Genomic DNA, 15,733 nt, shown 5'->3' on the forward strand with positions numbered 1-15,733 from the left:
GCGCAGCGGCCCCAGGTTGCCCGACACGGTGCATCAGGCAAACCGCGCCCGCCGGTCTACGACTGCTGCGCAGCCGAGCGGGAGCAAGCTCCCTCGCCACGAGGAGCTTCACTCCGGCCGAAATACCGCCCGCAGACAATCCTGGCGTTTTTCCTTGAACATCGCATAGCCGTCCACCGACTGCTCAAGCCCCATGGGATGGGTCAGCAGGTAGGAGGGGTCCAGCTCACCGTTCTGGATGTGTTCGAACAAGCGCTTCACGTAGCGCTGTCCCGGTTGCTGGCCGGAACGCAGGGTCAGGGATTTGTTGACGATCGCGCCCATCGGGAATTTGTCCAGCAAGCCGCCATAGACCCCGACCACCGACACCGTCCCGCCTTTGCGGCAGGCGCGGATCGACTGGCGCAGCACGGTTCCGCGCTCGGTGTGCAGGCGCAGCATCTGCTTGGTCTTGTCGTAGAAATAATCGACTTCGGTGCCGTGGGCCTCCATGCCGACGCAATCGATGCAGCGATCCGGACCACGGCCGCCGGTCAGCTCCAGCAAGGCGGCATGCACATCGGTGGTCTCGTAGTTGAGAGCGATGGCCCCGGCTTTTTCCTCGGCCAGGCGCAAGCGATCGGCAAAGCGGTCGATGGCGATCACCCGTTCGGCGCCCAGCAGGTAGGCACTGGTGATTGCCATCAGCCCGACCCCGCCGCAGCCCCAGACCGCTACCGTATCGCCGCGCTGAATGTCGGCGTTGTCGGCGGCGAAATAACCGGTAGGCACTGCGTCGGAGACAAACACCGCCTGTTCGTCGCTGACCCCTTCGGGAATGCTGAACAGATTGACGTCGGCGTAGGGCACGCGGATATAGGTCGCATGACTGCCGGCATAACCGCCGAAGGCATGGCTGTAGCCGATGATGCCGCACGCCGGTTGGCCGTAGGCAATGTCTGTCGCCGTGGGGTTCGGATTGGAGTTGTCACAGCAGGAAAAGTCCGAGCGCTGGCAGTGCTCGCATTCTCCGCAGCCGACAATCGACACCGTGACAACCCGGTCGCCCTTTTTGAATTGCGTGACGGCCGAGCCGGTCTCCACCACCTCGCCCATGAACTCGTGACCAATGATGTCACCGGCCTGCATGGTCGGCACGTAACCGCCCAGCAGGTGCAGATCCGAGCCGCACACCGAGGACAGGATCACCCGCACGATGGCGTCACGCGGGTTGAGGATGGAGGGGTCGTCGACCGTCTCGACCTGAAGCTTGTTGGGGCCTTGCCAAGTCAATGCGCGCATCAGACGGTTCCTCCATTGAGTTCGGATTTTGTAGTGGATGAGTCATTGGCGGGTGCCTGGGTCGCGCTGTTGGCGGGGTGCACGAAGAGGAAGTCCTGCGTCTGCTCCGGGCGCATCTTGTTGGTGCTGACTTCTCCGGTTTCAAGCTGCTGCTTGATGCTGCGCAGCACATTCAACAAGGCTTTGTCCGAAAACCGGGAAATCGCCGCCGCCAGCGCGTAGCCAGCCGCGCCGAGCGGCGTCTGGCAAGCGACAATGACCTTGATCTGCGTACCGCGCCCGCCCGGGGCATCGCTGAAATGCATCTGGATATCGTGCTTGAATCGTGTGTCCGGCCCGGCGATCCAGTGCAGCTTGCGGTCTTCCTTGGGCTCGCACTGTTCGAGGTCACAGTGCAACGTCTTGTCCATCGGGCCATGGGCGACCCAGCGATAAGTGCGTTCGCCGGTCTGCTCGATGGCGTCGATCCAGGGCATCAGCGCTCCCAGGTTGGCGGGGTCGCGACAGAACGCGAACACTTCCTCCCTGGGCTTGCCGACCGTGATACTGCGGGAAATCACCTTGCTGCCGCCCCAGTCACGATCCTGTTCGAAGGTCTGCTCGAACGGACTATGAGTCAGCGCCCGTTTCACCCGGCACGTGCCGGAGTAGGCACGCCAGGCAGCGCATGCGCCAAGCAGCACCTGCGGCCAGCCTTTGAGGCCGCCCTGGCGCAGGCCGTTGGCGATCAACAATGAACCGGCCGCCAGCGACATCAGGCGCTCCGGCGTGCCGAGGTTGGGATGCGAAGGCGTGGGCACCGGAGCCCGGCTCGCCACCAGTTGTGGGCGTTCGGTCATGATGGTTCTCCTTTACTGATTCAAGGACGACATAAGGGATGAACCGAGGCGAAGGAGGTTGTTCCGTTGGCGTCATCGGTTTCCCGATGAGCAGGAGGGGGAGGAGGGTTTCAGGTCGTTGCGTTGCCCTTCGAAAAAGCCGCTTCGACCCGACCGCCAGGTAAATTTTTTTTGAAATCAAGGGGTTGTCAGTCTGGGCAAATGAGTACATAATTGCGCCCATCGAATGCATCGAGGCGTAAAAAACTTCAATGTTTTCAAGGAGATAGCGCGCTATAAGCGAGCCAGGCTCCGTACAGTTTGTATGCGGTTGATGTGGTTGCATTGCATCAGGCGTCTTGAGGCCGAATAGCAAAATGGTTATGCAGTGGATTGCAAATCCACCTACGCCGGTTCGATTCCGACTTCGGCCTCCACTTTTTAAAAGCTCTGTAGATTATTGATCTACAGAGCTTTTTTATTTCCAGGTAAGGAAAGGTTTTGTCTTGAAAAGGCCGATGCCAACCTTGCTTCACAGGGGAGGGATGTATATATTTCCCGCTCTGTTGCACCAGCCTGGATCCTGTCAGATGCACATCTGCCAGTTTCACACGGCTTGACCGCGCTACCGCCCGAATGGCGAAACTGGTAGACGCATGGGACTTAAAATCCCCCGCTCGTAAGGGCGTGCCGGTTCGATTCCGGCTTCGGGCACCATCCAAGATCAAGGGTTTGCAAGCGAAAGCTGAGGCAAACCCTTTTTCGTTTCCGGGTACCGTAAAACAGCCCGGCTGATCACCACAGACTCGTGGCGAGGGAGCTTGCTCCCGCTGGGTCGCGAAGCGGCCCCAAAACCTGCCAAGCACGGAGCGTCTGACACACCGCATCCGCTGGTTTACGACTGCTTCGCAGCCGAGCGGGAGCAAGCTCCCTCGCCACGGGGCCGTTGTCTCTTGTAAGTGCACTGGATTATCCGACCAGCCGTTTTTCATCCGCTCGTCGACGCCATAGCACTTCCTGCCCGAGCGGGCCCTCTCACAGGTAGGCGCAGATCCTGCGCTCCAGAACGGGAGACACATCATGGTAATCGACAACAACGGTCCTGAAGCGCCATACCCGGGACCCGATGAAAATATGCCGGAGACTGGCGAAGGCCATGATTCTGGTCTTGAACAAGCTGAGTCTGAGCCAAAGCAGGGCACTGGCGAGAGGCCGGAAGACTGGAATCCGCCGCCGGGAAACCCCGGATCCGATCAGGACGCCCAGACGAACCGCCAGAATGGCGGGGCTAAGTAGTTTGCAAAGGGCTCCACAAAACCCGGCCGCTGTGCCGGGTTTTTACAACCTGCGCCGAAACGCCTCGAGTATTTCCCGCATGCCCTTTTTCATCTGCAATTGGGCGAGGGCATCCAGGGGATGCCACAGGCAGTCGCTGATTTCATTCTGCGGCCTGGCGTCCTTCGAGTCGTTGACCGAAGCCTCAAAGACGTGATGTTCGGTGTCGCCATCGCTGACCCGCATCAGGTAGAGCAGGTTTTCGGCGCTCAGTCCGGTTTCTTCCGCCAGTTCTCTCAAGGCAGCATCGGCATGCGTCTCGCCACGCTCGACGGTGCCGCCAGGCAAGGCCCAGCGGCTCTTGGGCTTACGAACCAGGAGGATGTGGCGGTCTTCTTCACAGATGACGGTCGCTCGAATTTTCATAACCTTGCCCACTCACCGACTGTCATTAAATTGCAATATAACTGCAATATTTGAGCCTTGCGTCATCCGCACGTTCAAAAAGTATTTCGGCTCATACCGCTGGGACCGTGGGCTGCCATGAAAGGCTGCGTTTATTTCACCAATGGCTGTCGGTGTTGCGCGGCATCGACCGGTCATCGCAAAAAATGAATCAGCGCCTGAAAAACGTATCAATGTTGGGTGGACGATCCGGTCCCGGTAATGGGGGAGCGAGAAGAGATGACCACCGTTGAAGACTTCAAAATCAAATCCCACGAACTTTTAGTCGAGCTCGACACAGCGACCTCAGAAATGATGGCGCTGATCTGTGTCCATCAGATGTCCGGGACTGCCTGGGATGAGGCCGTCCGGCGCCAACATGAGGCCTATGAGCAATGGGTCGCCTATCTGAATGAACGCGCGTAGCTGCATCGCCTCTCGCCGCAGGTAACAGGCAGATTCTTTGAACGGTCCCGCAGCGGTCATGCCTAATCCATAGACTGACAAGAGGATAAGGCCATGTCTGAACTAGCCAGTTATTTCTGGATCGCGGTTGCGGTAATCGTGTTGCTATTGGATCTGTGGGCGATCGTCAGCGTCTTTCGCAGCGACAAATCGGCCGGGACCAAGGCAGGCTGGGCATTGCTGCTGGTCATCCTGCCGGTGCTGGGCTTGATTATCTGGGGTGTGGCCGGGCCGCGAGGCATGAAGAATCCGCCTTCGTCGCCCGAGCACAGCAAGGGCTGACATCGGGACATGCGGGCCACCCCGGTCAACGGTTTTTCCATTGGCCGCCGTGGTTTCGCAGTCCTTTTTCGCTTGCTGAAGCTGTTCTGCGCCGTAGTAGTACCGGGTGACCTGGGCATTGTCCGGAAGATTCGCCGAGCTGCCGCTGCGGTCCTTGCTGGTGGAACGGGGATTGGCCAGGGCCTCCTGGGTCAGCCTCGCCTGGCAGGTGGCTACATAACCCTCGGCGCAGCGTTCGACGGGTTTCTTCTCGGTGCTGAGCGTGCCTTTGCTTTCGTTACTGCACGACCAGCCGATGGCTTCGGCAGGAACACCCTTGTACTCATAACAACTGCGGGTTTCGATTTCCGGCACCGCTTGGCTCTGGGACCGGGTGATGACGTCACAACCTTGCGCCAGGACAGTCGCAGGGCTGGCACAGGCGATCAGAAGCAGGACCTTGGCATTCATGATGTTCTCCCTTTCAAGACGATTTTTGCACCGATACCTAACGATATCGAGGCGCAAAAAACATGCTCGTTCCATTGTTTTTCAACCATGGAACAGGGGAGGCCTGCCTGGGGCGATGGCTAACGGAACTTGGGCAGCGGCGGTTCCGCGGGCTTCAATGAGGACAGCGCGCTCTGGATCGTGGGGGCGTCCTTCTCGATGTCATTGAGTCGGTCGCGGATTCGTACGGCGGCGGGGTGCCCGCCCTGGTGGTCGACCCAGTCGGCAATTTCCTTGCAGGCGGCTGTCAGCCGCGCCTGGCGCGATTCCAGTAAGGTCAACAGGGTGGTGATGGACTCTTTTTCAGACATGTCACACCTCCGTTAAAGGTCAGGATGGGGCAGCACAAAACCCGCCAGTGACGGCGGGCCATGCTGCAGTTAAGCGTAGTTGAGATATTTCTGATCGTTCGATACCCGGCGCACGACTGGACAATCGGTACGCCGGGCGTGTTCATGTCTGTTTCAGCCTGACTCCCTGACCCAGGACGGCGCGACGGAAGCTCGCCAGCGCACATCGGTAATGCCATATTTTTCTGCCATGGGTTTGGAGACCCGCTTGACTTTTTCCCTGCCGAATTTGGGTATACGTCCGACACCCGCATCGCAACTGGCCCAGTGCCAAGCTTCGGAGTTATTCATCACTTCTGCACGAATGATGAAAGACTTGGGCTCGCCATGGAGCACGTAGTCGATGATGTAAAGCGATGGACCGCCCATAAATCCTCCCTAATTGATCCTATACGGATGGATACGGAGGCGTTCGGAAAATTCCATCGAATTTCCGGACGGTCAAAATCGGGGCGGGCAGGGCTGCCGCGTGAGATGTATCACACACCGTGAATGAAGGCGCTTATGGTGAGGAACCAAACCCGGTTAACCTTCTCCAAGGTGGGCTTCAACACCGGTGCCAGGGATCGAAGGCGACGCAGGTTTGGCACTGAATAAAGGCAGGACATGAATAAGATCGCCAAGGCACTGCTTGTGGTGCTGCTTGCCAACGGCCTGTCGGGATGTATCGGCCCGCCCATCGAGCTGACCGCGCAAACCGAGCAACGCTTGCGCGTCCAGCCGCCGATCCGTTTCCTCCTGACATTCGATGACGGTCCCAGCGCCTCATCCTTCTGGAACCCGAGCCTGGACGTGCTCGACGCCCTTGCGGACAACCCGGTGCAGCCGGGAATCAAGGCGCTGTTTTTTGTCCAGACGCGAGCGCCACGGGCCGGTGGCAGCGACATCGGTCGCTCGGTGCTGCAGCGTGAGCAGCGCGAGGGGCATGTCCTGGGTTTTCACACGGCTACCCATTGGCACACCAACCATCGATCCCTCGATCCCGATGAGCTGGAGCTTTCGCTTACCCACGGTGCAGCCGACATCGCCGCGGTTACCGGCGCACCGCCGACCCTGGTCCGGCCGCCATTCTGGAGCTATGACCCGCGCACCTTCGCCGCCTATCAACGGCATGGCATGCATGTTTTGCTGACTGACCTGAGCGCCAACGATGGCAAGGTCTGGGGCATTACCCTGAGTCCTCGCAGGCGGATAAACCTGCTACGCCAGCTCTCGGAGGTGCGTGAGCGCATCGCCGCCGGGCAGTTGCCTGCGGTGGATGGAGTGATTCCGGTGGTAGTGACCTTCCATGACCTCAACCGCTATACCGCCCGTCATGCGCGGGAATATCTGCAGATCCTGATCGACAGCGCCCAGGCCACCGGATTGAAGACCTACGCGAAACCTTTCTATGACGATCGCCAGGCGCTGGAGCGCGCAGCGATGGCCCGGACCCTCAAGGACGCCACCCAGCCGGTGCGCCTGCCCGGTCTGTGGGATTGGTTATGGAAGCGAAATCCTGACTGAGGGGCGTTGACGAGCCAGCGTGGCGACGCTCGGTTGGCCCTTATGGGCGCACCGGGAGTAAGGTAGGCGCGGTAACCCCGTTTTCTTGAGGAGGTGACGATCATGAGTACTGCGATGCTGACCAAAATGCACATCAACGGCTATGACGTGCTCAGCGTGAACAGCGGGCCCTGGAGGGTCTGCACCCAGGCGGACCGGTTGGGTTCCTTTGCTTCGCGCGAAGAGGCGTTGGCCTATGCCGCCGCGTTGCCCGCCCGGAAACGCCGCAGCGCTGCGTCCGCGAACGTCAGGTAAACAGACGCTCCGTTGACTTCGCGGCGGGAGTAGACGCTCGCCGCGAAGTCAACCTGTCTCAGGAAAATGCCAGTTCCAACGGGATTTCCAAAGTGAACAGGGCGCCTTGCCCCGGTCCGTCGCTTTGAACCTGCAGGCGACCGTTCATCTCCACCGCCGCCAGGGCACAGCTGTGCAGGCCAAAACCGTGGCCATCCTTGCGGGTGGTGAATCCGTGGTTGAAGATCCTCGCCTGATTTTCAGGCGCGATCCCTTCGCCACGATCCCTGACGCTGACGCAGAGCGTTGTCTGATCGACGATGCGGACCCCCAGGGTCATTTCCCTTGGCGGCTCGACGTTGGACATGGCGGCCTTGGCATTGCTGATCAGATTGATCAGGATCAGCAGCAGGCGATGCTTGTCGCCCATGATCATCGGAATGTCCTGATAATCCTTGATCACGGTGACCTGGTGTCGGCTGAGCGCCCCCGAATTCATGCGCAATGCATCTTCGAACAGGTCGGCCACATTCAGCGGCTCGATCAGCCGCGCAGCCCCGGCATAGGTCTGCTGAGTCGTGACGATCTCCTTGATGTGGTCGATGCTTTTGGTCAGTTGCGCGAGTTCTTCAATCAGCAACCCCTGTTCGGTGGCGATGGAATCCACCAGTTCATTGAAATACCGGGGCAACAACTTGCCTTTTTCATCCTCGGTGATGAACTGGCCCAGGTCCGTGGCATGTTCATTCATCATCCTTACCGCTTTGCCCAGCCCTTGCGTCTTGCTGTTCTTCAACTTGCGCGTCACCAGTTCCGCTGAGATGTTGACGCTGTTGAGGACGTTGCCAACGTTGTGCAACACGTTCGTGGCGATCTCGGCCATGCCTGCCATGCGCGCGGAGTCCACCAGCTCACGCTCGGCCTCCTTCAACTCGCGCGTACGCTCCTCCACGCGTTGCTCCAGCTTGTCGTTGGACGTTTGCAGCTCATGGTTGATCTGGTTGATGAGCGAAGAACTGCGCACCAGCCGTACGGCGAGGTAGATCATCAACAGCGCCATCAGGCTGGCGCAGACGGCCAGGTACATATGATATTTGCGATCGGTCGCGGCCGTCCTGCGCTGCGTTTCGTTGAGCAGCTCGTTGATGCTGTCCAGTTCCTGGGCGACGGGGATGACGCTGATGCGATCCAGCAGATCGTTTACCACTGGCTGTTCCTGGATGACGGTCTTGACGTGCCGGGTCAGTGAGGTGAAAGCCGGCCGATAGGACGAGGGCAACTGGTCGATCCGATGTTCGAGTTCGCTTAGCTGTTCTTGCAGTTCGCTGGCTTTGTCCGAGGTGACATAAAGCGCGTATTCCAGTGTGGTCAGCGCCAGGTCGAGAACGCTGGAGGCTGCCGTCAGCCGAGCGATTTCTCCGTCATCCTTCATCTGTTGCAGCAGCGTCTGAATTTCATCCTCTACCGTTGGAAGTGCATCCAGAGAGGCGCGCAGATTGGCATTGTGCTGCTCGAACTGTTCCACCAACAGGGTCTTGTTCCTGACCGCGTCCATGTAACCGTTGCGTCTCGACGCCCAAAGTGCAGCCAGTGGACCGGAACTGTTCAGTTGCTCCAATTGCTCCCATCGGCTATGCGCGTCGGCTGGCGGAGCGAGTGACAGGTTGTTGCTGACGCCTATTTTTTTCCTGAGAATCTTCACGTTCCAGTTGGCGTCGGCTTGTTTGAGCTGACGGATGAAGTCGCGTGACTCGAAGAAGGTCGCGGTGTCGCCCGTGTAGGACTTGATCAGGAAGAATATCAGGGCTGAAAACACAACCAGCGCGGTGGCCAACAGGGCGGGCCATTTGTATTTCTTGATAAGGGAGACGGGGTGTTTCTTCGAGCTGCTTTGGCCTGGGTACACGTGGAGCTCCCTGCTAACGTTCAAACGTCGGATGCGTCAGTGAGCAAAGTGTAGCGTCAACGAGGCGGACGGATGTGCTCCGGGCACACTGTGCTGCGAGGAGGCGCGGCCAGGACTGGCCGCGCCGAGGGGCATTACTTGTTGAGATCGATGAAGGGCAGCGCGGTGTTGGGCAGCATGGTGGTGGGGAGTTCACCGTTCCAACGCTCGGCCTTGGTCAGCTCAACCAGGTTCTGGTTGCTGGCCAACGCCTGGGCGCGCGCCTTGATCGCCTCGGCTTCAGCCTTGCCGCGCAGCTCGGTGGCCAGCGCGTCGGCCTTGGCCTGGGCAACTTGCGAATCGGCTTCCGCCTGGGCCTGGGTCACCCGAATCTGAGCCTGGACCTGCTCGGTGGCGAGCTGCTGCTCACGAGTCTTGACCTGCACTTCAGCGGCCATGCGCGCTTCGATGGCTTTTTCGTAGGCGTCGCTGAAATCGATGTTTTCAACCTGGACGCTGTCGATGATCACCGGCCCGGTGATCGTTGCCTTGATCGCCGCCGAAATATCATTGACCAGTTGCACGCGGTTCTGCACGGCGGCGACGGCGTTGAACTTGCCGAACACGTTTTCCACCTGAGTCGGCACCTGGCGGCTGATCATCCGGTCGCGAATGCCTTCCAGGTCCTTGAACTGGGTATAGACCTTCGCCACATCGGAAGGCGCGATATGCCAGGACACGGACACCTTGAGCTCGGCCGATTGCTGGTCCTTGCTGTACGCCTGGAGGTCGTCATAGGACGTCACCTGGCTCTGTGTGCTGATCAGGCGGACCGACTCGATGAAAGGCGTCTTGAACGACAGGCCCGGCTCAACCACCCCAACCAGGGCGCCGTTGCGCAAAAGCACGCCACGCTCGGTTTCATCAACCGTGTACCAGCTGCCAAAGAACACGCATAACAGGACCACGCCGATAATTGCCGCGACAATCGAACCGATGGTTTTGCTGGTCACTTTACTTTCCTTGAGTGGGGTAGGGGATGGCATGCACTGTTTCCTTTGTGAAGACCGTCACTGTTTTTTCAAACGCCAGACACGAAAAAGCCCTGAATGATCAGGGCTTTAACGTTAGAAGATGGCGGAGGCGATGGGATTCGAACTCATGGACCTGTTACAGTCGACGGTTTTCAAGACCGTTGCCTTAAACCACTCGGCCACACCTCCGTACTGCGTTGCGGGCGCCATAATACCCGAATGAAACACACTGTCAAACTCTCTACGTAGCTTGTTACAGAGCGTCTGTTATTATCCTTGCCACTGAATGTTTCAAAACCGGAGGAGTGTCGCCATGCGCGAACAGGATTACGCAGTGAACAACAGCGTGCAGGCTGAGCAGCTAGAGGTTAGCCGCGTCCTGCGCAACACTTATGGCCTGCTGGCACTCACGCTTGCTTTCAGCGGTGTGATGGCCTTCGTCGCACAACAGATGCGTGTCGGTTACCCGAACATCTTTGTCGTGCTGATCGGTTTCTACGGCCTTTTCTTCCTCACCAACAAGCTCCGCGATTCGGCCTGGGGCCTGGTTTCGGCCTTCGCCCTGACCGGTTTCATGGGCTTCCTGCTCGGCCCGATCCTCAACCGCTACCTGGGCATGCAGGGCGGCGCCGAAGTGGTCAGCTCGGCTTTCGCCATGACGGCGTTGGTGTTCGGTGGTCTGTCGGCCTACGTGCTGATCTCGCGTAAGGACATGAGCTTCCTGAGCGGTTTCATCACCGCCGGTTTCTTCGTGTTGCTGGGTGCGGTAGTGGCCAGCTTCTTCTTCCAGATCAGCGGCCTGCAACTGGCGATCAGCGCCGGCTTCGTGCTGTTCTCGTCGGTCTGCATCCTCTACCAGACCAGCGCCATCATCCATGGCGGCGAGCGCAACTACATCATGGCGACCGTCAGCCTGTATGTATCGATCTACAACCTGTTCGTCAGCCTGCTGCAACTGTTCGGGTTGATGAGTCGCGACGACTGATAGGGCGGTGACGGCTGTCATGGCCTGAGCTGTTCAAGTAAAAAACGGCGCTTTCCCGAAAGGGAAGGCGCCGTTTTTTTGTACTCGGATACCGGCCCCTGTGGGAGCGAGCCTGCTCGCGAAGAGGCCAGCATGTCCAACATCTTCATCGACTGTGATATTGCTTTCGCGAGCAGGCTCGCTCCCACAGAAATGCGGTCACTTCAAAAGCCCTCACTCCATCGGCGGCAAACGCCGCTTGACCGGTGTCTTCTTGACGATCGCCGTATTGGTTTCGGCAAGCACATTCAACTTGTCCAGCAGCACATCCAACTGCTCCATCGAGCGCACGTGCAGTCGCGCAATGAAACAGTCTTCCCCCGTCACCTTGTCACATTCGGTGAATTCGCCGATGGCCTGGATCTGCCGCTCCACTTCCTGCAACTGCCCCGGTAACGGACGGATGCGCACGATTGCCTGAAGTTGATAACCAAAGCACTTTGGATCGACCTCGACGGTGTAGCCCTTGAGCACGCCACGTTCCTCCAGCCGGCGCAGGCGTTCGGCAACGCTGGGGGATGAAAGGCCGCTCAGGCTCGCCAAGGCCTTCAGGGAACGTCGTGAGTCTTCCATCAAGGCGCTGATGAGGATCTGGTCGATGTCGTCAGTCATTTTCGCTCCGTTAGGCAAATGCTCGAAGTTGCCTTGATAAAAAAGGTCGAAAGCCAGTCTAGCCTTTTTCAAACCATGGAGAAGCACCCAGGCGGGTCGGCATACTGTGTCCATTCACTGAAGGAGCCTGAAGATGGACAAGACCCTACGCCGCGGTTCGCTCGAAATGACCGCCGCCATGCTGATTTCCGGAACCATCGGCTGGTTCGTGCTGGTGTCCGGCCTGCCGGTGCTGGATGTGGTGTTCTGGCGCTGCGTGTTTGGCGCCGGCACGTTGTTGTTGATCTGCGCTGGTTTCGGTTTCCTGCGCCGGGATATCCTGACCCGCACGACCTTCCTGCTGGCGGTGCTCAGTGGTGTTGCGATCGTTGGTAACTGGGTGTTGTTGTTCGCTTCATACTCCCGCGCTTCGATCGCCATCGGTACGGCGGTGTACAACGTCCAGCCCTTCATGCTGGTGGGGCTGGCCGCGCTGTTCCTGGGAGAGAAAATCACTGCGCAGAAGCTGTTCTGGCTGGCGGTGTCGTTTCTCGGGATGCTGGCCATTGTCAGCGCCCACGGCGAGCAGGGGCAGGGAGGCGAGGATTATCTGGTGGGTATCGCCCTGGCGCTGGGGGCGGCATTCCTGTACGCCGTTGCGGCGTTGATCATCAAGCGCCTGACCGGCACGCCGCCGCACTTGATCGCGTTGATCCAGGTCGCCACCGGCATCCTCTTGTTGGCGCCATGGGCGAATTTCTCGGCCTTGCCGCAGCAACCCGAGGCCTGGGCCAGCCTGCTGACCCTCGGCATGATTCATACCGGCGTGATGTACGTACTGCTGTACAGCGCGATCCAACGCTTGCCGACTGCCGTGACGGGCGCTCTGTCCTTTATTTACCCGATCGCGGCGATCTTCGTTGACTGGTTTGCCTTCGGCCATCGCCTCGAGCCGCTGCAATGGCTGGGTGTGGCGGCGATCCTGCTTGCGGCTGCCGGCATGCAGCAGGGCTGGGGCATCAAGTCGCGCCGCCCAGCCCTGAGTTGAGGGTCGGTGCTGATCAGAAAATGTAATCGGTGGTCAGGAAGTTCGAATCCCGCTCACGAATGATGTCGCTGATAAGCGCCTTGTTGTTGTCCTGGAACTTGGTCGCGACCAATGTGCGGATCGAAAAGGTCCGCAGTGCGTCGTGAACCGACAATGTGCCCTCGGCGGAGTTTTTCCGGCCGTTGAACGGGAAGGTGTCCGGGCCACGCTGGCACTGGGCGTTGATATTGATGCGCCCGACCTGATTGGCGAAGGTGTCCACCAGCCTGCCGACTGTGGCCGGGTCGGTGCCGAAAATGCTCAGTTGCTGGCCAAAGTCGGACTCGAGGACGTAATCGATCACGGTATTGACGTCGCGGTACGGCACGATGGGCACGACCGGGCCGAACTGTTCTTCGTGATAGACCCGCATGGCGGTGTTCACCGGATAGAGTACCGCCGGGTAGAAAAACGAAGCCCGGGACTCGCCGCCGTGCTGGTTCATGACGCCGGCACCCTTGGCGATCGCATCGGCTACCAGCGAATGCAGGTAATCGACCTTGCCCGCTTCGGGCAATGGCGTCAGTGCGACGCCGTCTTCCCATGGCATGCCGGGTTTCAGCGCAGCAAGCTTTGCATTGAATTTCTCGATGAACGCCGGAGCGATGTCTTCGTGGACGAAGAGGATCTTCAACGCGGTGCAGCGCTGGCCGTTGAAGGACAGCGAACCGGTCAGCGCCTCGCTGACGGCATTGTCCAGGTCGACGTCGGGCAGCACCAGGCCAGGATTCTTCGCGTCCAGCCCCAGCGCGGCACGCAGGCGATGGGGGCGTGGATGGAGTTTCTTCAGGTCGCTGGCGGCCTTGTTGGTGCCGATGAAGGCGAATATGTCGATCTTGCCGCTGGCCATCAGGGCGCTGACGGTTTCCCGGCCGCTGCCGTAGATCACGTTGATCACGCCGGCGGGGAAGCTGTCGCGAAAGGCTTCCAGCAGCGGCCGTACCAGCAGTACGCCGAGCTTGGCCGGCTTGAACACCACCGTGTTGCCCATGATCAGCGCCGGAATCAGCGTGGTGAAGGTTTCGTTCAGCGGATAGTTGTAAGGGCCCATGCACAGGGCCACGCCCAATGGCACGCGACGGATCTGTCCGAGGGTGTCCTGTTCCAGCTCGAAGCGGCTGGATCGACGGTCCAGTTCCTTGAGGGCATTGATGGTATCGACGATGTAGTCGCAGGTGCGGTCGAATTCCTTCTGGGAATCCTTGAGGTTTTTGCCGATCTCCCACATCAGCAGCTTGACCACCGCCTCACGCTGTTCGCGCATCCGCGCCAAAAAGGTCTCGACATGACGGATGCGTTCGGCGACACGCATGGTCGGCCATTGGCCCTGGCCGCGATCATAGGCCCGGACGGCAGCGTCAAGGGCCGTGAGGGCGGTCTCGGCATCCAGCAATGGCGTGCTGCCGAGAATGACCTGTTCATCGCCATCGGCGCCGGCCAGGTACACCGGGCTACGCACCGTGGCGAGCGGACCCTGCCAGGTCTTCAAGACGCCATCGACCAGGTATTCACGCTGCTCCACCTGGCCTTCGAGGCGGTAGGCTGGCGGGATGTCGGCGGCACCGGGGAACAGATTGGCGAGGAAGTTGGCTGTGGTCATGTCGTTACTCCATCAATGAAATGAGCCATGGGCTGCGGCAGGCATGAATCGCTTTTAGCGTTATACGCCTTAATGGAGGTGTTTTTTAAGTGTGCCGGGACGCGAGGCCATGCCATTCACTCCGCCGAGCGCAATGCCCGCGTGGCGAAGATGCCGGTTTCTCGCCACGAGGGAGCGGGTGTGAAAGGCGAGCACTTACCAGCGCATCCGCACGCCGAGGCTGGCAATGACGCCATTGAGGTCGTTGTCGTCGACGTCGCTGCTGTAGTCAGCGCTGACATAAAGGCTTACCACCGGCGTGACCCGGGCCACCAGCCCCAGGCCCACCTCAACGGTAGAAGCCTTGCGGCTGCTGCTGATTTTTTCGACCTTGTCCAGGCTCAGGGTGTCGGCGCTCTGCACCGTGTGCCACAGGTTCGTGCGCACGTAAGGCTCCACGCCCAGGCCGTTGACCTGGTACGTACCTTTGAGTTGGGCGCCGACGCGGCCGCTCCAGCTGTTGAGTTTGTTGTTGTTGCCATTGCCGGCATTCGGTGTGTTGAGTGTGATGCGCTGGTTGATCAGTTGGGCCTGGGGTTCGACGATCCAGTTATCGCTGATGCCGATGGGAAATCCGCCCTCGACCGACAGCGTGACGGCGTTGCCCTCGGTGGCCTGGCGCTGGCCTTGTTCGGTCAGGCTGTAACCATTGACGCGTCCGCCGCTCGCGCTCAAATCCAGGTGCCAGCCTGCCGGACCGGTCAGGCTCCAGTAGGCGCCGAGGCTGGGGCCCTGCAGGTTCAGCGCATCCTTGCCGGGATCGCTCATGGCCGGTGTAACCAGCAGTCCGCCATGGTTGGAAGTGATCTGGTGAAAAGCGCTGATCAAACCCATCCGTTGGGTGTGACCGCTGTCGTTTCGCAGGGTAAGCAGGGCGGGGCTCCTGCCCGTTACGGCGTCCTTGTCCGTCTGGCCGTCGGCTGGCATTCGGTCATACCAAAGGGAAGCCGGCCGCCCGGCGGGCTCGGCCTGGAGCTCCATGGAGGAGCACAGCAATAACGAAGTGGAGACGGTGCAGAGGGTAGCTTGAAGAGCTTGGGGGCGCTGGGACGTTTTCATGGGGGCCTGCCTTGCAATCGCATGTATCTCTCGCTCAGGGCGTCTCTCCTACCCCGAATGAGGGGCGACCGATTGGGTTGGGGCAAGCCTCTGGCAGCCCGTCGTAACGGGATTCCAGAGGCCTGCCCCTGACTGTGTTTCCGGGGGTAGTACGTTGTAGTCAAGAGGACTGATGCGGGCGCGTCAAGAAAATGGCCGACCAGTGGCACGCTGAAATCAGTGTTCAGTAAA

The 15,733-nt window shown here is 59.7% G+C and carries 18 protein-coding genes and 3 tRNA genes; 10 read left to right on the forward strand and 11 right to left on the reverse strand.

Features of this window, described 5'->3' with window-relative positions; translation table 11 throughout:
- Positions 1-108: 108 nt before the first annotated feature.
- Positions 109-1,281, reverse strand: a complete 1,173-nt coding sequence (locus J3P89_RS11060) for a zinc-dependent alcohol dehydrogenase (RefSeq protein ID WP_434630475.1) — start codon at positions 1,279-1,281, stop codon at positions 109-111.
- The gene (locus tag J3P89_RS11065; protein WP_434697533.1) at positions 1,281-2,120 is read right to left on the reverse strand and encodes an SRPBCC family protein; all 840 of its coding nucleotides are present in this window, start codon (positions 2,118-2,120) and stop codon (positions 1,281-1,283) included. Before J3P89_RS11065 ends, J3P89_RS11060 begins: the two co-directional genes overlap by 1 nt.
- A gap of 342 nt (positions 2,121-2,462) precedes the next feature.
- Here J3P89_RS11065 and J3P89_RS11070 point away from each other — a divergent pair.
- The 3 genes from J3P89_RS11070 to J3P89_RS11080 all read left to right on the forward strand — a co-directional run bounded on the left by J3P89_RS11070 (position 2,463) and on the right by J3P89_RS11080 (position 3,395).
- Positions 2,463-2,536 (forward strand) — tRNA-Cys (locus J3P89_RS11070).
- A 193-nt stretch (positions 2,537-2,729) separates the two neighbouring features.
- Positions 2,730-2,816 (forward strand) — tRNA-Leu (locus J3P89_RS11075).
- Positions 2,817-3,179: 363 nt separating this feature from the next.
- Positions 3,180-3,395, forward strand: a complete 216-nt coding sequence (locus J3P89_RS11080) for a hypothetical protein (protein WP_434697534.1) — start codon at positions 3,180-3,182, stop codon at positions 3,393-3,395.
- A gap of 42 nt (positions 3,396-3,437) precedes the next feature.
- On the opposite strand, the gene J3P89_RS11085 is transcribed toward J3P89_RS11080, so the two are convergent.
- Positions 3,438-3,800: an NUDIX hydrolase gene (locus J3P89_RS11085; RefSeq protein ID WP_434697535.1), complete on the reverse strand. Its 363-nt coding sequence runs from the start codon at positions 3,798-3,800 to the stop codon at positions 3,438-3,440.
- A gap of 258 nt (positions 3,801-4,058) precedes the next feature.
- On the opposite strand from J3P89_RS11085, the gene J3P89_RS11090 reads away from it, so the two are divergent.
- From J3P89_RS11090 to J3P89_RS11100, 3 genes are all read left to right on the forward strand, one after another.
- On the forward strand, positions 4,059-4,244 hold the full coding sequence (locus J3P89_RS11090) for a hypothetical protein (RefSeq protein ID WP_434630485.1): 186 nt from the start codon (positions 4,059-4,061) through the stop codon (positions 4,242-4,244).
- A gap of 93 nt (positions 4,245-4,337) precedes the next feature.
- Positions 4,338-4,565: a PLD nuclease N-terminal domain-containing protein gene (locus tag J3P89_RS11095; RefSeq protein WP_434601000.1), complete on the forward strand. Its 228-nt coding sequence runs from the start codon at positions 4,338-4,340 to the stop codon at positions 4,563-4,565.
- Positions 4,566-4,574: 9 nt separating this feature from the next.
- Positions 4,575-5,138, forward strand: a complete 564-nt coding sequence (locus J3P89_RS11100; RefSeq protein WP_434697536.1) for a hypothetical protein — start codon at positions 4,575-4,577, stop codon at positions 5,136-5,138.
- Here J3P89_RS11100 and J3P89_RS11105 read toward each other — a convergent pair.
- Together J3P89_RS11105 and J3P89_RS11110 are read right to left on the reverse strand one after the other, a co-directional pair.
- Entirely contained in the window at positions 5,135-5,365 is a 231-nt protein-coding gene (locus tag J3P89_RS11105) for a hypothetical protein (RefSeq protein WP_305500600.1), read from the reverse strand. The two genes, J3P89_RS11100 and J3P89_RS11105, sit on opposite strands and share 4 nt — an antisense overlap.
- 153 nt (positions 5,366-5,518) lie before the next feature.
- On the reverse strand, positions 5,519-5,773 hold the full coding sequence (locus tag J3P89_RS11110) for a DUF6555 family protein (protein ID WP_305500602.1): 255 nt from the start codon (positions 5,771-5,773) through the stop codon (positions 5,519-5,521).
- A 237-nt stretch (positions 5,774-6,010) separates the two neighbouring features.
- On the opposite strand from J3P89_RS11110, the gene J3P89_RS11115 reads away from it, so the two are divergent.
- Both J3P89_RS11115 and J3P89_RS11120 read left to right on the forward strand, forming a co-directional pair.
- A complete protein-coding gene (locus J3P89_RS11115; protein WP_434697537.1) occupies positions 6,011-6,910 on the forward strand; it encodes a polysaccharide deacetylase family protein in 900 nt (299 codons plus the stop codon).
- A 102-nt stretch (positions 6,911-7,012) separates the two neighbouring features.
- Entirely contained in the window at positions 7,013-7,204 is a 192-nt protein-coding gene (locus tag J3P89_RS11120) for a DUF2188 domain-containing protein (RefSeq protein WP_434630493.1), read from the forward strand.
- Positions 7,205-7,262: 58 nt separating this feature from the next.
- Here the strand turns inward: J3P89_RS11120 and J3P89_RS11125 are convergent, their stop codons facing one another.
- The 3 genes from J3P89_RS11125 to J3P89_RS11135 form a co-directional block, all read right to left on the reverse strand.
- Positions 7,263-9,089: a DAHL domain-containing protein gene (locus J3P89_RS11125; protein WP_434697538.1), complete on the reverse strand. Its 1,827-nt coding sequence runs from the start codon at positions 9,087-9,089 to the stop codon at positions 7,263-7,265.
- Positions 9,090-9,223: 134 nt separating this feature from the next.
- Positions 9,224-10,081: an SPFH domain-containing protein gene (locus J3P89_RS11130; RefSeq protein WP_305501228.1), complete on the reverse strand. Its 858-nt coding sequence runs from the start codon at positions 10,079-10,081 to the stop codon at positions 9,224-9,226.
- A 122-nt stretch (positions 10,082-10,203) separates the two neighbouring features.
- Positions 10,204-10,291: transfer RNA gene (locus J3P89_RS11135), tRNA-Ser, on the reverse strand.
- A 124-nt stretch (positions 10,292-10,415) separates the two neighbouring features.
- Here J3P89_RS11135 and J3P89_RS11140 point away from each other — a divergent pair.
- Positions 10,416-11,087, forward strand: a complete 672-nt coding sequence (locus J3P89_RS11140) for a Bax inhibitor-1/YccA family protein (protein WP_434630496.1) — start codon at positions 10,416-10,418, stop codon at positions 11,085-11,087.
- Positions 11,088-11,300: 213 nt separating this feature from the next.
- On the opposite strand, the gene J3P89_RS11145 is transcribed toward J3P89_RS11140, so the two are convergent.
- Positions 11,301-11,738: an Lrp/AsnC family transcriptional regulator gene (locus J3P89_RS11145; RefSeq protein WP_434600994.1), complete on the reverse strand. Its 438-nt coding sequence runs from the start codon at positions 11,736-11,738 to the stop codon at positions 11,301-11,303.
- A gap of 133 nt (positions 11,739-11,871) precedes the next feature.
- On the opposite strand from J3P89_RS11145, the gene J3P89_RS11150 reads away from it, so the two are divergent.
- Positions 11,872-12,765 carry a DMT family transporter gene (locus tag J3P89_RS11150; RefSeq protein ID WP_434573777.1) on the forward strand — a complete coding sequence of 298 codons (894 nt, stop codon included), beginning with the start codon at positions 11,872-11,874 and terminating at the stop codon, positions 12,763-12,765.
- Between the two features lie 13 nt (positions 12,766-12,778).
- Here J3P89_RS11150 and J3P89_RS11155 read toward each other — a convergent pair whose 3' ends face one another.
- Positions 12,779-14,404 (reverse strand): NADP-dependent glyceraldehyde-3-phosphate dehydrogenase, encoded by a 1,626-nt coding sequence (locus J3P89_RS11155; protein WP_434697539.1) that lies wholly within the window; start codon positions 14,402-14,404, stop codon positions 12,779-12,781.
- A gap of 195 nt (positions 14,405-14,599) precedes the next feature.
- Positions 14,600-15,502 (reverse strand): autotransporter domain-containing protein, encoded by a 903-nt coding sequence (locus tag J3P89_RS11160; protein WP_434697540.1) that lies wholly within the window; start codon positions 15,500-15,502, stop codon positions 14,600-14,602.
- Positions 15,503-15,733: the final 231 nt, after the last annotated feature.

Origin of the sequence: Pseudomonas sp. Z1-14 (assembly GCF_051132005.1) — a bacterium.
Classification (GTDB): Bacteria; Pseudomonadota; Gammaproteobacteria; order Pseudomonadales; family Pseudomonadaceae; genus Aquipseudomonas.

Coding starts and splice junctions, on each gene's coding strand:
- J3P89_RS11110 (WP_305500602.1), bottom strand. CDS start 5,773: ATGGGCGGTCCATCGCTTTACATCATCGACTACGTGCTCCATGGCGAG.
- J3P89_RS11145 (WP_434600994.1), bottom strand. CDS start 11,738: ATGACTGACGACATCGACCAGATCCTCATCAGCGCCTTGATGGAAGAC.
- J3P89_RS11060 (WP_434630475.1), bottom strand. CDS start 1,281: ATGCGCGCATTGACTTGGCAAGGCCCCAACAAGCTTCAGGTCGAGACG.
- J3P89_RS11085 (WP_434697535.1), bottom strand. CDS start 3,800: ATGAAAATTCGAGCGACCGTCATCTGTGAAGAAGACCGCCACATCCTC.
- J3P89_RS11160 (WP_434697540.1), bottom strand. CDS start 15,502: ATGAAAACGTCCCAGCGCCCCCAAGCTCTTCAAGCTACCCTCTGCACC.
- J3P89_RS11090 (WP_434630485.1), top strand. CDS start 4,059: ATGACCACCGTTGAAGACTTCAAAATCAAATCCCACGAACTTTTAGTC.
- J3P89_RS11155 (WP_434697539.1), bottom strand. CDS start 14,404: ATGACCACAGCCAACTTCCTCGCCAATCTGTTCCCCGGTGCCGCCGAC.
- J3P89_RS11080 (WP_434697534.1), top strand. CDS start 3,180: ATGGTAATCGACAACAACGGTCCTGAAGCGCCATACCCGGGACCCGAT.
- J3P89_RS11150 (WP_434573777.1), top strand. CDS start 11,872: ATGGACAAGACCCTACGCCGCGGTTCGCTCGAAATGACCGCCGCCATG.
- J3P89_RS11065 (WP_434697533.1), bottom strand. CDS start 2,120: ATGACCGAACGCCCACAACTGGTGGCGAGCCGGGCTCCGGTGCCCACG.
- J3P89_RS11140 (WP_434630496.1), top strand. CDS start 10,416: ATGCGCGAACAGGATTACGCAGTGAACAACAGCGTGCAGGCTGAGCAG.
- J3P89_RS11095 (WP_434601000.1), top strand. CDS start 4,338: ATGTCTGAACTAGCCAGTTATTTCTGGATCGCGGTTGCGGTAATCGTG.
- J3P89_RS11105 (WP_305500600.1), bottom strand. CDS start 5,365: ATGTCTGAAAAAGAGTCCATCACCACCCTGTTGACCTTACTGGAATCG.
- J3P89_RS11120 (WP_434630493.1), top strand. CDS start 7,013: ATGAGTACTGCGATGCTGACCAAAATGCACATCAACGGCTATGACGTG.
- J3P89_RS11100 (WP_434697536.1), top strand. CDS start 4,575: ATGCGGGCCACCCCGGTCAACGGTTTTTCCATTGGCCGCCGTGGTTTC.
- J3P89_RS11115 (WP_434697537.1), top strand. CDS start 6,011: ATGAATAAGATCGCCAAGGCACTGCTTGTGGTGCTGCTTGCCAACGGC.